Genomic DNA, 14,764 nt, shown 5'->3' on the forward strand with positions numbered 1-14,764 from the left:
GCAAACCAAGTTATGGGTGTCAGCTTAAACGCACACGTGCCGCCACCCTAAGGGGTAGCGGCACGTGCCGGAGTCAGTAGGTTCTAGACCTCGTCAGCCAATGTTCCCAGGTACAACTGGATGACCTTCGGGTCCTTCATCAGTTCCCGGCCGGTCCCTGTGTACGCGTCCTTGCCCTGGTCCAGAACATACCCGCGGTCACAGATCTGCAGGCAGCGGCGAGCGTTTTGTTCCACCATAATTACTGATACACCTGCACGGTTGATCTCGTGAACCCGCAAGAACGTCTCATCCTGTTTGACGGGGGAGAGGCCGGCAGAGGGCTCGTCGAGCAACAGCACAGCGGGGTCCATCATCAAAGCACGGCCCATCGCCACCATCTGCCGTTCACCACCGGACAAGGAACCAGCACGCTGGGCCCGGCGCTTGGCGAGTTCAGGGAACAAACCTGCCACAAAGTCGAAGCGTTCCTTAAAGTCCTTGGGGCGCTGGAACATACCCATCTGCAGGTTCTCTTCAATGGTCAGAGCAGCAAAAACATTGTTGGTCTGCGGCACAAAGCCAACGCCCTGGGAAACCAGCTTGTTCGCTTTGAGCCCGGTGAGGTCCTTACCGCGGACCACCACTGACCCGGAGTGGACCTTGACCAGACCAAACATGGCCTTCAATAGCGTGGACTTACCGGCACCATTGGGGCCGATGATTCCGATCAGTTCACCCTTGCGGGCCTCGATGCTGCAACCGTTGAGGATGTTAACTCCCGGTAAGTAGCCAGCCACCAAGTCGGTGACTTTAACTACTGAATCGGTGTCATTGTTCTGGGGTGCCGCTGCCGCGGCAGTGCTTGTGGCGCTCATTTCTCGTCCTTCTCAGTGAGTCCACCCTTGACTGCCTCTGGTGCAATCAAACCAGCGGCATCGGTACCAACGATTGATTCGTCGTCGGCCTCAAGAACGTTCTCAAGTTCCTTGATACCTTCGGCGTCACCCAAGTCCACGTCGTGGTGAGCACCGAGGTAAGCATCAATAACCGCCTGGTTTTTCATGACCTCGTTGGGTGGGCCTTCAGCAACAACTTTGCCTTCAGCCATCACCACAACCCAGTCGGCAATGTGGCGGACCATGTGCATGTCATGCTCAACAAAGAGCACTGTCATACCTTCGGCCTTGAGGTTCTTGATGTGATCCAAAAGAGACTGGGTCAAGGCGGGGTTCACACCAGCCATGGGCTCATCCAACATCACGAGCTTGGGCTCTGTCATCAAGGAACGGGCCATTTCAAGAAGCTTGCGCTGACCGCCGGAAAGCGAAGCAGCGTAGTCATCTTTTTTGGCGTCCAGTTTGAACTTCTCCAGCAACACCTGAGCCTGAGCGGTGATTTCCTTCTCGCGGCCGCCCCACAAGTTCCTAAAGAGCGCGTGCGTGAGGCGCTCGCCGGACTGGCGCGCACCGCCCAGACGCATGTTCTCCATAACTGTCAGCTTGCCCATAACTTTGGTGAGCTGGAAGGTCCGGACCATGCCCATCCGGGCCACCTTGTAGGAGGAAACCCCTGCGAGGTCCTGTCCCTCAAACTGCCACTTGCCGGTGTTAGGGATGTCGAAACCCGTGAGCAAGTTAAAGAGGGTGGTTTTACCGGCGCCGTTGGGACCAATCAACGCAGTAATCTTGTGGCGTGGAATCTCCAAGTACTCCACATCAACGGCATTAATGCCGCCAAAGCTGCGTGAGACGTTCTCTGCCACCACAATTGGATCCCGTTTTTTGCAGCCGGGCGCAACTTCGCCTACTGCGATGGGCCGGTCATCGGTCATGTAGTCGATGTCAGTATCTCCGGCGTTCTGTGCCGCTTGAGTACTCATGCGAACGCGAGCTCCTTCTTATTGCCGAACACGCCTTGAGGCCTAAAGATCATCAGAAGCATCAGGGCAACACCCACCATGATGTAGCGCAGCTGACCTGCTTGAGTAGTGGAGAGCCAAGTAACAGCACCTGACTCAACCAGCCCGGAGAGAATGCCTTGGGTGAGTGAGAGCACCACCCAGAAGATCATGGCACCAATCACCGGGCCCAGAACCGTGGCCATACCACCCAGCAGCAAACAGGTCCACAGGAAGAACGTGAGATCGGTGGCGTAGTTGGCCGGCTGAACTGCGCCGCGGGGCAGCGTAAAGATCATGCCCGCGAGTGCGCCAAGCACACCACCAATCACCAAGGCCTGCATTTTGTACGCGTAGACGTTTTTACCGAGCGAACGCACAGCGTTCTCATCCTCACGGATGCCCTTCAGTACACGGCCCCAGGGGCTGCGCATCAGGAGCCAAACCAGCACACAAGCCAGGATCACTACAATCCAGGCCACAACACGGATAAAGAAGTCGCGGTTGTTCATCCCGAAGTACTCACCTTCAGGGAAGGGGTTCATGGCGTAGAACCCGCCTTCAAAGGCCGCCAGACCGTTGGCCGAACCGGTGACGGCGGTCAACTGATTGGTGGTGACGATGTAGCGAACAATTTCAGCCGCGGCAATTGTCACAATGGCCAGATAGTCTGCACGAAGCCGAAGCGTCGGGATACCTAGAAGTAGGGCGAACAACGCCGAGCAGGCTACTGCGATCAGCAGGCCCACAAAGAAATTCACGTGGAAGCTCAAAGTGGAGATAGCGAAGCCATAAGCACCCACGGCCATAAAACCGGCTTGGCCGAAGTTCAATAGCCCTGAGTAGCCAAAGTGTACGGCGAGACCCAAAGCGGCAAGCGCGTAAGCGGCCGTTGTGGGGCTGAATATTTCACCCGCGGCGCTGGAAAAAATAAATCCGAAGTCCATTTGTTTCTCCTAACCCACACGCTCGCGCCGGCCCAAGATGCCTTGGGGACGGAACAAAAGAACAACGATCATGATGAATAGGGCACCCACGTATTTCAGGTCAGCTGCCAGTCCGAAGACTGTGGTGAGCTCAACGAAGATACCCACTACTACCGAACCTATGAGTGCACCAAAGACGGTACCCAGGCCACCGAGTGTTACACCGGCGAAGATGAGTAGCAGGATTTGCTGGCCCATGTCGAACGTGACTCCCGGGCGGTAATAAGCCCACAGGATGCCGCCGAGTGAAGCAAGGATGCCACCGGTGACCCAGACAATGCGGATCACCCCGTCTACGTCAATTCCCGAGGCTGCTGCGAGTGCCGGGTTGTCAGCCACTGCGCGAGTTGCTTTACCGAGTCGCGTTTTGAGCAGGACAATTCCGACGATGGCAATGACAACGGCGCTGATCAGCAAGGACCAGAGGTTGTTGGGGGAGATGGAGATCGGGCCCAGCTGAATGTCAGCGCTCTGCGCGAATGGGAGTTGCTGGGTTGCGCCACCAAAGAAGAACAAGATGGTGTAGCGCACGGCCAGTGCTAGGCCGATGCTAACGATCATCATGGGCACCAAACCAGTGCCCCGTCGTCGTAGTGGTTTCCACAATGCTGCATCTTGCACGTAGCCGAAGAGGCCGCCACCCACGATTGCCAGAAGAATCGCGAGCCAGAACGGCATCCCGATGGCGTTGAAGGCAAAGACCAGCACAGCACCCATGGTGACCATTTCACTGTGCGCAAAGTTGGTCAGGCCAGTGGTGCCGAAAATGAGCGAAAGTCCAACTGCGGCCAAAGCGAGCAGCAAGCCAAAACTCAGGCCCGCCACCAAGCGGTTGAGCAGATTCTGGCCGAAGTCCTGTTGTTGAACCACAATTCCTTTACCAAAAGCAAAGATGGTTCCTTGGTTTGAGGTCTCGGTGAACGTGATGGTCCGAGGGTTTTGCTGACCGTCTGCCAGTTTGATGCCCTCGGGCAATGAGGCCTCATCAAGAGTTACTTCGTAGCTACCCTTGCTTGGCACTCCAATTTCCCAGGCGCCGTTCGCAGCAGAGGTGGCTGAACCTTCAAAGCCTTGCCCCTTGGCGGTGATCTTGACTCCTTCAAGGGGTTTGCCCTCGTTGCGAAGGAATCCACTAATGCTGTTCACGAAGTTTTCTGGGCTGGGTGATGGCGAGGGTGTGGCGGCAGTAGCTGCTGGCGCGAATGCGATCATCAGGGCAATAACGGCTGTGATCATCGATCCGACGGCGGATAGCCGTGCGCCGAGCCGTCGACGTGACGGGTTACTCGGTGTAGGTCTCAAGTCCAAACCTCCGCATGGGGGTCCTGGCCGCCAAAGATTGGCGGCGAAATGGAAGAAAGTGCATCTGCGCGGCCGCTTTCGGGGAGTTGCCGTTGTGATGTGGATCACCAGTTGTGTGCCCATGTTACAGCGCGTATGTTCCAAAAAGATGCTGGTATTGGCCTCCGTTGATTGCGAGGCGGTAACAACATGTCCGGATTCGGGGAGATTCGGTCGGCGAAGCATCACACTGGGAACTAATCGCACGTGTTGATCGTGAGAGTTGATAGCGTGAACTAACACTCGCCCCCTTAGTAGGAGGACAATTTTTATGGCCGCCGGTGGTAACCCGATCTTCAACGGCAAGCAGTTTAATGGCGCACTTAAGACGCCGCCCGCAGTACCCAATGGCTACAACCAGCCGTATAACCCTGGGATGCAGCAGGGGCAGTTGAGTCAAGAGCAACTCCAAGACATGTATAACCGTCCCGCCGCTGGTCCTGCGCAGACCGGCCGGATGAGCTACGACGACGTCATCATGAAGACGCTCGCGTGCTTGGGATTCGTTCTTGTTGGCGCAGCCATTACGTTGGTCTTGGCGCCGCAATCCTTGCAGATGCCGCTGATGGTGCTTGGCGCCATTGGTGGATTTGTGTTGGCGATGGTCAACACCTTTAAGAAGCAGCCGTCACCGGCCCTGATCCTCGCCTATGCATTCCTAGAGGGTTTGTTCCTGGGCGGTATCACCAAGGTTCTGGACCTTGCTTACCCGGGTGTTGGCCTGCAGGCAGTTATTGGAACGCTTGCAGTCTTTGGCGTTACCCTTTTGCTTTTCAAAAATGGCAAGGTACGTGCCACCCCCAAGGCTATGCGCTTCTTTATGATCGCCATGGCTGGCTATGCACTCTTTAGCTTGGTGAACCTAGGCCTGATGCTCTTTGGGGTAGTCAATGACCCGTGGGGCCTGCGCACCAGCGTGGAAATCTTTGGTATCCCGCTCGGAGTTTTGGTGGGTCTGCTGGCAGTTGGCTTGGCTGCGTTCTCGCTCATTATGGATTTCACCAACATTGAAGCTGGCGTCCGCAACGGTGCCCCGGCTCGCTTTGCTTGGACTGCGGCATTCGGCCTGACTGTCACCCTCGTGTGGCTTTACGTCGAGATCCTGCGGATCCTCTCGATCTTGCGCGGCAACGACTAATCCAGGGCCGCCGCAAAGTACAAAAGGGAAGGGCACCAACCGTTTGGTTGGTGCCCTTCCCTTTTGTTGGGTGGACGCGCGCTTAGCGGTTGCGCTGTGCGCCAGCCGCCGGAGTCACAGTGAAGATGTCCGGTAGCGTAAATCCCGCTTCGGCAAAGGCCTGTACGACGGCGGTACGTACCTTTTCTTCTTCACCCGCCGGGGTGAGGGCAATCGCTGCCCCGCCAAAACCGCCGCCAGTCATCCGTGAACCAATAGCGCCGTTGGAACGCGCCGTGTCCACAGCAAGATCTAGTTCGGGGCAGGAAATTTCGAAGTCGTCCCGCATGGAAACGTGACTGGCATCCAGTAGGGCGCCGATCGCCGTCGGGCCTTCTGCCCTCAGTTTTTCAACGGTGCGCAGTACACGATCGTTTTCGGTGACCACGTGGCGGACCCGCCGGAAGGTCACGTCATCGAGCTTGGACTGTGCCTCATCCAGAGCCGAGACGTCCAGATCGCGCAGCGCGGGGACGCCCATCACTCGGGCGCCTTCCTCGCATGCGGCGCGGCGGGAGGCGTAACCACCGTCAGCATGTGAGTGGGCAACCTTGGTGTCGATGACAAGCATCACCAGGCCTGCCGGTGCAGCTTCAAAGGGGACTAACTCAACGTGCTGATCGCGGCAGTCCAAAAACACCGCATGGCCTTCTGCTCCGCGCAGAGATGCTGACTGGTCCATAATTCCTGTGGGAGCGCCCACAAAGTCATTTTCGGCACGTTGAGTGGTTAGCACCATTTCCTCTGCGGTCAGGCCTGCACCCGTGAGGTCATTGAGAGCCGTGATCGTGGCGCATTCAATCGCGTGGGAAGAGGACAGCCCGGCACCCAGCGGAACTGTGGAGTCCAAGAGCAGATCAAAGCCCGGAACATTGATGCCACGCTGCTGCAAAGCCCACACAACACCGAGCGGGTATTTGGTCCAACCGTGAGCTTCGCCCGGCTCCAAACCATCCAGCGGAGCTTGGGTGACCCCCTGATCGCCGTAGGTGGACAGTAAGCGAATGACGTTGTCGTCACGGCGCCGAACTGCAACACGGGCCACCTTGTCGATAGCGAACGGCAGCACAAATCCCTCGTTGTAATCGGTGTGCTCGCCAATCAGGTTGACTCGGCCTGGTGCCTGCCATAGACCATCCGGTGCAGTACCGAAGACAGCCTCGAATTCGCGCACAAGGCTCTCATCATTGAAGTTCTCTACCAAAACTAGGCACCCTTCTGTGCTGCTGTGCGGGGCTCGGTGGGTGCGTTGCGCAAGGCCTCTGCAACGCTCTCCGGGGTTGTGTCGTTAATAAACGCGCCCATGGCGGCCTCGGAGCCGGCCAAGAACTTCAGTTTGTCTGCAGCGCGGCGCGGGGAGGTCAATTGCAAGTGGAAGTAGCTCGCAGGGCGGAAGTGATTGTCTACTGGAGCTTGATGCCAAGCAGCAATGTACGGTGTGGGGGTGGGGTAGAGGTTGTCTACCTTGCCCAGAAGCTGCAGGTACAAGAAAGTGAGCTCGTCCTTTTCTTCACCGCTTAGACCAGCGAAGTCTGCGACTTGCCGGTGTGGTGCCAAATGGACCTCCAGGGGCCAACGGGCGGCGAAGGGAACGTAGGCGCTGAAGTGTTCGCCTTCGAGAATGATCCGGGAACCGTCGTTACGTTCTTGGCGCAAAATGGAACCGGTGAGCGTCTCCCGCCCATCGGAGTCGTCATAAAATTTCCGCGCCGCTTTGGCGAGTACTTCTCCGCGCGGGGTGATGTACGGGTAAGCGTAAATCTGACCGTGCGGGTGGTGGAGTGTGACGCCGATGTCGGCGCCACGATTCTCAAAGGGGAACACCTGCTTGATGCCGGGCAGTGCTGACAGGGCAGCTGTCCGCTGTGACCAAGCCTCCACCACGGTTCGAGCACGCTCGTGACTCAGCCCGCCGAAGGAACCAGTGTGTTCTGGGGTGAAAGTGACAACCTCACAGCGACCAAAAGCGGTTCCACGGGTGCCCCATACAGGCGCCTGTGGGATCTCGCCTTGATCTGGGCCCAAGGAAGGGAAGCGGTTCTCAAAGACGACAACCTCGTAGTCCGGAGCCGGAATTTCGGTTGCATTGTTGGGGGTGGTGGGGCAGATGGGGCACTGATCTGCTGGTGGCAAGTGTGTGCGGCTCTGCCGGTGTGCGGCGACGGCAACCCACTCGCCGCTCAGGGCGTCAAAACGAACCTCACCCGGCTTACTCCGGGCGCCGAGGTCCCGAAGGTCTGGGTAATTTCGATCGGCACCGGGCGCAGCGTCAAAGTAAATCAGCTCCCGGCCATCGGCCATACGAGTGCTGGTAATCGAAGTCATAAGCGGCCTTAGCGAGACGGCGGAACCATGTGGAGCTCCCAACAACGCGAGTGCATCACAGAACCGCAATGAGCAGAAACGAATAATTTCTAACAAAATATAACATTTTGTTTCCTTTGTAACCACGTATTTCTCGAAGGAGAGCCCATGGGCTTCGGGCTAACACGGTACGGTATAGCCATGCATGAGGGTAACGATCCAACCGAATCCAGCACCAGCAGCGAGGCTGCTCACGTGCGCCGTTTTGCCACTGGCCGCCAGTTTGAGCTGCGCCGCGGCGAAGAGCTCGCGGTTATTGCCGAGCTCGGCGCGAGCCTGCGGCTCTATAGCAAAAACGGTGTACAGCTCACTGAGACTTACGCCGACGACGAGATCCCGCCTGGTGCCAGCGGTGTGACGTTAGCACCTTGGGCCAATCGGGTAGATGGCGGCGTCTGGTTGCTCAACGGCAAAAAGCAGCAGCTGGATATCACCGAAGTTTCTCGCAACAATGCGAGCCATGGCCTCTTGCGCAATGCCGGATATTCGCTCGTTGAGGAAAGCGAGCACTCTGTCACTCTCGAAGCAACGGTGTTCCCTCAACATGGTTACCCTTTTTTGGTTCGCCACCGCGTGCAGTACGCATTGGCAGCCGAGGGTGGGCTGGAAGTTCAGCAAACACTGATCAACGACACCCCTGACCCTGCTCCAGTGGTCTTGGGTTCTCACCCCTATTTGCGCCTAGGAGATGTGGATCCGTCAACCGTGACCTTGACCGTCCCCGGCGCAACCCGCTTGGTGGCTGACGAGCGATTGATTCCCCGCAGCTCCGAATCCGTTTCAGGTGACTTTGATCTTCGCGCAGGAAAGGTCGTCGGGGAGCTGGATATTGATGTGGCCATCACCGACCTGGAGTTCACAAATGGGCGCGCAGTGTCCACGCTGGCTGATCCCGCTGGACGCACCGTCTCGCTCTGGCAAGACGAAACATGCCAGTACGTGCATATATATGTCACCAACGGATTCCCCGGACGGACTTTCGCTGTTGCCGTTGAACCCATGACAGGTCCTGCAAATGCTTTCAATTCAGGCGAAGGGCTCAACTGGGTTGCCGCTGGCGCACAGTTCTCCATGACGTGGGGAATTCAGGCTCAGCTGTAGTGTCGGCGATCAAAAACCGCTAGTACAGAATGGACGTCATTTCGCGTTGAGCGCTCGCTGGTGAACTATTAACGTATGACGCAGTTGGAATCTTTACCGCCAAACAGTAACGGCCCGTCCACAGGCCCACTAAAGCACACGGCTCAGGATGTCCCGAACGCGGTTCGTATCGCGGCCTCTTGGGCATGGCGTATCGGCCTGATCATTATTGTGAGTGGGGGATTGATTTGGCTCTTAAGTCAGATCTCACTCCTCGTTATTCCCGTCATGGTTGCTGCGCTGCTCTCTGCGCTGTTGAGCCCTGTCACCAACTGGCTCACCACTAAGGTCAAACGGCGGGGCATCGCCACTGCTCTGACGATAGTGGGATTTGTAGTGCTGATCGTCGGAGCCTTGGCTTTAGTGGGACGCCAACTCACCGTCGGTTTCCACGACTTGTGGGCTGAGGCCCTTCATGGAGTGCAGCAAATCCAAACGTGGCTCCAAGATGGCCCCTTGCACCTGACAGCGGATCAGATCGATAAGTACATTCAGGATGCAAGCAACGCACTCCAAAACAACAGCAACTCGATTGTCAGCGGCGCACTCACCTTTGGTAGCAGTGCCGGTCACTTTGCTGCAGGCTTATTGATTGCCCTCTTTGTCCTGATCTTTTTCTTGCTAGAAGGCTCCAAAATTTGGGCTTTTTTGGTGGGCCTGATGCCGCGCCAAGCACGTGCCGCCACTGATGGTGCAGGACGTAAGGGCTGGGTTTCACTCGGTAGCTATGTTCGCATCCAGATGTTTGTTGCTGCAGTGGACGCCCTAGGTATTGGGGTAGGTGCTGCCATTATCCAAGTGCCCCTTGCGCTGCCACTGGCCGTCCTGGTTTTCCTTGGCTCCTTTATCCCCGTGGTGGGCGCCTTGGTCACCGGTGCCGTCGCCGTGTTGTTGGCACTCGTTGCCAACGGACCGGTAAATGCGCTGATTATGTTGATCATTGTGCTGGCCGTGCAGCAACTCGAAAGCCACATCCTCCAACCACTCGTGATGGGCAAAGCTGTTTCCCTGCACCCGGTAGGCGTCATCCTGGCAGTAGCCGCCGGTTCCTACTTGGCCGGGATCCCCGGTGCGCTGTTCTCGGTGCCGCTGCTCGCCGTCGTAAATTCAGCTGTGCGTTACATCGCCGCACGGCAGTGGGAGAAAGACGCCGTTGCTGCCAGTGAAGCAAAACAGCCGAGTGCCCTAAAAATTGGAGACGATTCGATTACCAGCGAGACCGCAGCTTCAGGGAGCCCCGAATGACTTTAGATCTTTCATCGTTGCAAGTGACCTTGGCGGATGTGCTCAAGGCTCAAGAACTCCTGGACGGCATTGTCACCCGTACGCCAGTTGAATCCTCCCGCGCCCTAGGCCGCATTACCGGGGGCGAGGTCTATTTCAAGTGTGAGAACCTTCAGCGTGCTGGTTCCTTCAAAGTCCGTGGCGCCTACGTTCGGATGGCCAGGCTCTCCGAAGATGAAAAAAAGCGCGGAGTGGTGGCAGCCTCAGCCGGTAACCACGCTCAAGGTGTGGCAGTCGCGGCCAAGTCATTGGGCATCAAGGCCCGTATCTACATGCCGATGGGTGTTGCCCTGCCCAAGCTGGCGGCAACTCGCAGCCACGGTGCTGAAGTAGTCCTCCACGGGCACAACGTGGATGAGGCGCTCGCCGAGGCACAACGCTTCGCAGACCAGAGCGGCGCAGTGTTTGTTCATCCCTTCGACAACGTGGACGTTGTTGCAGGCCAAGGAACCGTGGGCTTGGAAGTTCTAGACCAAGTACCCAACGTGGACACAGTTCTTATGGGTGTTGGTGGCGGTGGTCTGCTGGCCGGTGTGGCGGTGGCCATCAAGAGCCGTGCCCGCGAATTGGGCCGCGAAATCCGAATTATCGGTGTCCAGGCAGAGAACGCCGCAGCCTACCCGCCATCCTTGGCTGCCGACGCCTTGGTGCCGCTCAAAAAGGTTTCCACCATGGCTGACGGTATTGCAGTAGGCCGCCCCGGACAGCTGCCGTTCAGCATCATCCGGGAGCTGGTTGATGACGTGGTCACGGTGAGCGAAGACTCACTGGCTAGGGCGCTGATCTTTTTGCTTGAACGGGCCAAAATGGTTGTTGAACCCGCCGGTGCCGTGGGTGTGGCAGCGTTGATGGACGGCAAGATTGAGAACCCTGGAACTACTGCAGTGATCCTCTCAGGCGGCAACATTGACCCGATGTTGATGCTCAAAGTGATCCAGCGTGGTCTCTCAGCAGCCGGCCGGTTTATGACCATTCGGATGATGCTCGATGACAGGCCCGGATCCTTGGCAACCATTGCACGCATCATCGCCGAGAACGACGCCAACGTCACAGGACTGGACCACACACGCGTGGGTGGCTCGATTTCCATGGGCGACGTCTCCATCACGGTGAACCTCGAAACCAAGGGGCATGAACACTCCGAGGTAGTTCTGAACGCCCTGCGAGCAGAAGGGTTCCAACCGATCGTGGTGGGCTAGCACCAAAACACGCTTAAAGCACGACGCCGGGCCCCAACAATCGGGGCCCGGCGTCTTGCGTTTGGACTACTAAATTTGTTTAGCCCACAAACGGCTGTTTAGCCGACAAACGGCTTGGCAGAAACAATCTCTACAGTGATTTCCTTGCCGTTAGGGGCGACGTAGGAAAGGGTGTCACCCTGCTTGTGGCCAATGATGGCTGCACCCAGCGGGGACTTTTCCGAGAACACATCGAGGTCAGAGTCGCCAGCAATTTCACGCGAACCCAAAAGGAAGGTCTCTTCGTCGCCAGCAATCTTGGCAACAACAATCATGCCTTGCTCCACGATTCCGTCATCGGCCGGGGTATCGCCAACCTGAGCATCACGCAACAGTGCGGTGAGCTGACGGATCCGGGCCTCGATCTTGCCTTGCTCTTCTTTGGCGGCGTGGTAGCCACCGTTTTCTTTCAGGTCACCCTCTTGGCGCGCAGCTTCGATCTTCTGAACAATCTCAGCACGGCCGGCGCCGGAAAGGTGCTCCAGCTCAGCCGTGAGGCGATCGAACGCTTCCTGGGTAAGCCAAGCCGCTTGGGCGTTGTTGGTCGTTGACACGGAGAACTCCTCTTAGGGACTAACAAGCAAAGACCCCGCCGTGGTTGGCCATTCAAAATTCGCTGAGAAACAATCTCAAGCGGTTTCGGTAGCCAGCCCAGCGGGGCAAAGGTATCCCTACAGTGTAGGCAATCGCTTGGATAAACCCAAGCTAGATGCAATCTTTGTCACTTTCGCAGCAAGCCAGCCGGGCGGGAATTTAGCCTTTGTTACTAATCCAGCACTGATCAACCACACCGGAAACGGCGGGTGACTCGGTGCGGACACCCACGCGTGTAATGGTGGTCCGGCCGCCGTCAGACCCCACATCGGTGCCATTGGGTCCCAGCTCAACAACCTTCCAGCCCACTACAGCAAAGCTCGAGTCGAGAGCCTTGATGGCGCACTGGGCTGTGGCTTGAGGGTCTTTGGTGACTTGGAATTCCACCTCGGTCTGGGTGGGGTCATTTGCCGTGTAACTGATATCTTTGCTTGAAACTGGGGCCACAGCTGAACTTGTAGCAACCCAGGCCATAAACAACACACCCAAGATCACTGCGATCATGATGATGAATTTGCGGGACTTTGCAGTTAACCCGGCTAGCCCGCGCTTGGGGGAGCCGTAGCGATTGGCTAGGCTGGTAGCTGCTGGGTTGGTCAAAACCGGGTCTTCTTGCGTCGTCACCACACCAGCTTAGTTTGCCTTCCACAAAGCTAAGACCGCCGATGCCACACGGCCCGGCGCCTGTACCCCGAGGAGTCGTCTGTTATGACGCCGTCCAGCAGCGCTAAAATCATCGGACCCAAGAGTGGGTTCCGGCTTCTGGCTGTCCACGCCCACCCGGACGATGAGTCAAGCAAGGGTGCAGCGATGATGGCCATGTACGCTGCCGCAGGGGCCGAAGTTCTTGTTGCCACATGCACCGATGGTTCGCGCGGAGACATTCAGAACCCGGCCATGGAATCAGACCCACACCCCAAACGGGACATGGCTGGTGCGCGCCGGACCGAAATGGCCAATGCTGCTGCAGCACTAGGAATTTCACAGCGCTGGCTGGGATTTGTGGACTCCGGCCTGCCCGAAGGGGATCCCCTGCCTCCGCTGCCCGTGGGAAGTTTTGCCGTTCAACCACTCGAACGCGCGGCCGCACCTTTGGTGCAATTGGTGCGCTCTTTCAAACCGCACGTGATCATCTCTTACGACGAGAACGGCGGCTATCCTCACCCTGACCACATCATGGCGCACAAGGTGGCGGTGGAGGCCTATCATGCAGCCGGTGACGCGCAGAAGTACCCGGGCTTGGGGGAACCATGGGCGCCGTTCAAGTTGTACTACGACCGCGCTTTTAGCCCCGAACGATTCCGTGCCCTGCACTTCGCCTTGGAGGATGCAGGATTGCAGTCGCCCTACGCGGAACGGTTAGCAGCGTGGCTCGAGACGGATTCCGACGGCCACATGCCTCCGGCCCCGTCTCACCCCACGACTACTCAAATCGACTGCGGCGACTTCTTTGAACAGCGCGACAGCGCGCTCCGGGCTCACCGCACGCAGATTGACCCAGAGGGTTTCTTCTTTGCTGTTTCCCCAGAAATGCAGCGCCGCGCATGGCCGTGGGAAGACTACTCTTTGATCCACGCGCGTGTGGATACCCAAGTACCCGAAACTGACTTCTTCGCTGGTATTACCCCGCAGGCCTGAGAACTTTCTATCCCGCGTAGAATTGTCTCCAGCGGACCCGCTGCCTACAGAAGGTTTTTTTAGTGCATAACTTGCTTGTGTTTTTGGCTACGAACACTCCGACGCCTAGCCCCTCCGGCACTCTGCGACCGGGGCTCTCGGAAGACCAAGTGACACCTGGTCTGCTCGGGTTTTTGCTGACAGCCTTTATTGTGATCCTCACAACGTTCCTGATCGTAGACATGGTGAAGCGCATTCGTAGAGTGCGGTACCGCGGTGAAGTGCAAGAGGCACGCGAAGCAGAGTTGCGTGGTGAACAAGACGCTGCTGCCAGCGAATTGGGTGAATCGCCGTCGTCCCTTAAGGATCCTCAGGCGTAAGTCGCAGGGCCGTCCAGCTCCAGAGCGCTTAGCTGAGCACTGCGAGCATAATTGCCACGCAGTGGGCTGCGAAGCCTAGGACCGTCAGCGCGTGAAAGAGCTCGTGGAAGCCAAAGTGGTGGAAGCTGATGTTGGGTTTTTTCATGGCATAGAACACTGCCCCGAGAATGTAGAACGCACCGCCAACGCAGATCAAAATGGCGCTGGCCGGTTTCACGGCAAAAAAGTCTGGGATGTAGAAGAGTGCGCCGCAGCCTAGAGCAATGTAGATGGGGACGTAGAGCCAACGCGGTGCTCCCAGCCATAGGAGCCGGAACAAAACGCCCAGGATGGCACCGCCCCAGATGAGCCACAGCAACAACACTGCCTTGGGCCGTTCCAGCAGCGCCCAAGCCAGCGGGGTGTAGCTCCCGGCGATGACCAGCATGATGTTGGTGTGATCGATCCGTTTGAGAATCTTTTTCACCGGTGGGGTCCAATTTCCGCGGTGGTACACGGCGCTCACACCAAAGAGCAGCACACCGGTGACGGCATAGACGGCGGAGGCAACCTTGAGATCCGTCCTCGGTGCCAGAACCACCAGCACTATTCCGGCGATCAACGCTAAAGGCGCCGCCACGGTATGGATCCAGCCGCGCCACTTGGGTTTGATCATCAGCAGTTCAGCCAAAGTGAGGGCCGTGGCATCGAGAGGCTTATTGGCGCCCGTTACTGGAACTGATTCGGCAGGTAAGTTTTGGCTGTTTTTTTCTGCGCTACTCACT

15 protein-coding genes are annotated in these 14,764 nt (G+C 57.5%); 6 read left to right on the plus strand and 9 right to left on the minus strand.

What is annotated here, in order from left to right:
• Positions 1–83 precede the first annotated feature (83 nt).
• The 4 genes from ACQR35_RS07190 to ACQR35_RS07205 are packed head-to-tail and all read right to left on the minus strand — an operon-like array spanning position 84 to position 4,101.
• Entirely contained in the window at positions 84–857 is a 774-nt protein-coding gene (locus ACQR35_RS07190) for an ABC transporter ATP-binding protein (RefSeq protein WP_430266914.1), read from the minus strand.
• Positions 854–1,861 carry an ABC transporter ATP-binding protein gene (locus ACQR35_RS07195; RefSeq protein WP_430266915.1) on the minus strand — a complete coding sequence of 336 codons (1,008 nt, stop codon included), beginning with the start codon at positions 1,859–1,861 and terminating at the stop codon, positions 854–856. Before ACQR35_RS07195 ends, ACQR35_RS07190 begins: the two co-directional genes overlap by 4 nt.
• On the minus strand, positions 1,858–2,826 hold the full coding sequence (locus ACQR35_RS07200; protein ID WP_430266916.1) for a branched-chain amino acid ABC transporter permease: 969 nt from the start codon (positions 2,824–2,826) through the stop codon (positions 1,858–1,860). Before ACQR35_RS07200 ends, ACQR35_RS07195 begins: the two co-directional genes overlap by 4 nt.
• Positions 2,827–2,835: 9 nt before the next feature.
• Entirely contained in the window at positions 2,836–4,101 is a 1,266-nt protein-coding gene (locus ACQR35_RS07205; RefSeq protein WP_430269710.1) for a branched-chain amino acid ABC transporter permease, read from the minus strand.
• Positions 4,102–4,477: 376 nt separating this feature from the next.
• Between ACQR35_RS07205 and ACQR35_RS07210 the strand changes: the two genes are divergently transcribed.
• Positions 4,478–5,344, plus strand: a complete 867-nt coding sequence (locus tag ACQR35_RS07210) for a Bax inhibitor-1/YccA family protein (protein ID WP_430266917.1) — start codon at positions 4,478–4,480, stop codon at positions 5,342–5,344.
• 82 nt (positions 5,345–5,426) lie between these two features.
• Here ACQR35_RS07210 and galK read toward each other — a convergent pair whose 3' ends face one another.
• Positions 5,427–6,587: a galactokinase gene (gene galK / locus ACQR35_RS07215; RefSeq protein ID WP_430269645.1), complete on the minus strand. Its 1,161-nt coding sequence runs from the start codon at positions 6,585–6,587 to the stop codon at positions 5,427–5,429.
• A gap of 2 nt (positions 6,588–6,589) precedes the next feature.
• Complete coding sequence (galT, locus tag ACQR35_RS07220) at positions 6,590–7,708, minus strand: galactose-1-phosphate uridylyltransferase (RefSeq protein ID WP_430269646.1); 1,119 nt, start codon at positions 7,706–7,708, stop codon at positions 6,590–6,592.
• 147 nt (positions 7,709–7,855) lie between these two features.
• On the opposite strand from galT, the gene ACQR35_RS07225 reads away from it, so the two are divergent.
• From ACQR35_RS07225 to ilvA, 3 genes are all read left to right on the plus strand, one after another.
• Complete coding sequence (locus tag ACQR35_RS07225; protein ID WP_430266920.1) at positions 7,856–8,848, plus strand: aldose 1-epimerase family protein; 993 nt, start codon at positions 7,856–7,858, stop codon at positions 8,846–8,848.
• Between the two features lie 75 nt (positions 8,849–8,923).
• Complete coding sequence (locus tag ACQR35_RS07230) at positions 8,924–10,132, plus strand: AI-2E family transporter (RefSeq protein ID WP_430269647.1); 1,209 nt, start codon at positions 8,924–8,926, stop codon at positions 10,130–10,132.
• A complete protein-coding gene (gene ilvA / locus ACQR35_RS07235) occupies positions 10,129–11,370 on the plus strand; it encodes a threonine ammonia-lyase (protein WP_430266922.1) in 1,242 nt (413 codons plus the stop codon). The genes ACQR35_RS07230 and ilvA overlap by 4 nt, the downstream gene beginning before the upstream one ends.
• 98 nt (positions 11,371–11,468) lie before the next feature.
• Here the strand turns inward: ilvA and greA are convergent, their stop codons facing one another.
• The gene (gene greA / locus ACQR35_RS07240) at positions 11,469–11,963 is read right to left on the minus strand and encodes a transcription elongation factor GreA (protein WP_430266923.1); all 495 of its coding nucleotides are present in this window, start codon (positions 11,961–11,963) and stop codon (positions 11,469–11,471) included.
• 199 nt (positions 11,964–12,162) lie between these two features.
• Positions 12,163–12,627 carry a DUF4307 domain-containing protein gene (locus ACQR35_RS07245; RefSeq protein WP_430266924.1) on the minus strand — a complete coding sequence of 155 codons (465 nt, stop codon included), beginning with the start codon at positions 12,625–12,627 and terminating at the stop codon, positions 12,163–12,165.
• Between the two features lie 84 nt (positions 12,628–12,711).
• On the opposite strand from ACQR35_RS07245, the gene mca reads away from it, so the two are divergent.
• Positions 12,712–13,641 carry a mycothiol conjugate amidase Mca gene (mca, locus tag ACQR35_RS07250; protein WP_430266925.1) on the plus strand — a complete coding sequence of 310 codons (930 nt, stop codon included), beginning with the start codon at positions 12,712–12,714 and terminating at the stop codon, positions 13,639–13,641.
• Between the two features lie 62 nt (positions 13,642–13,703).
• Positions 13,704–14,000 carry a hypothetical protein gene (locus ACQR35_RS07255; protein WP_430266926.1) on the plus strand — a complete coding sequence of 99 codons (297 nt, stop codon included), beginning with the start codon at positions 13,704–13,706 and terminating at the stop codon, positions 13,998–14,000.
• Between the two features lie 28 nt (positions 14,001–14,028).
• Here ACQR35_RS07255 and trhA read toward each other — a convergent pair whose 3' ends face one another.
• On the minus strand, positions 14,029–14,655 hold the full coding sequence (gene trhA / locus ACQR35_RS07260; protein ID WP_430267031.1) for a PAQR family membrane homeostasis protein TrhA: 627 nt from the start codon (positions 14,653–14,655) through the stop codon (positions 14,029–14,031).
• Positions 14,656–14,764: the final 109 nt, after the last annotated feature.

Origin of the sequence: Pseudarthrobacter sp. J1738 (assembly GCF_050490315.1) — a bacterium.
GTDB lineage: Bacteria > Actinomycetota > Actinomycetes > Actinomycetales > Micrococcaceae > JBNPEO01.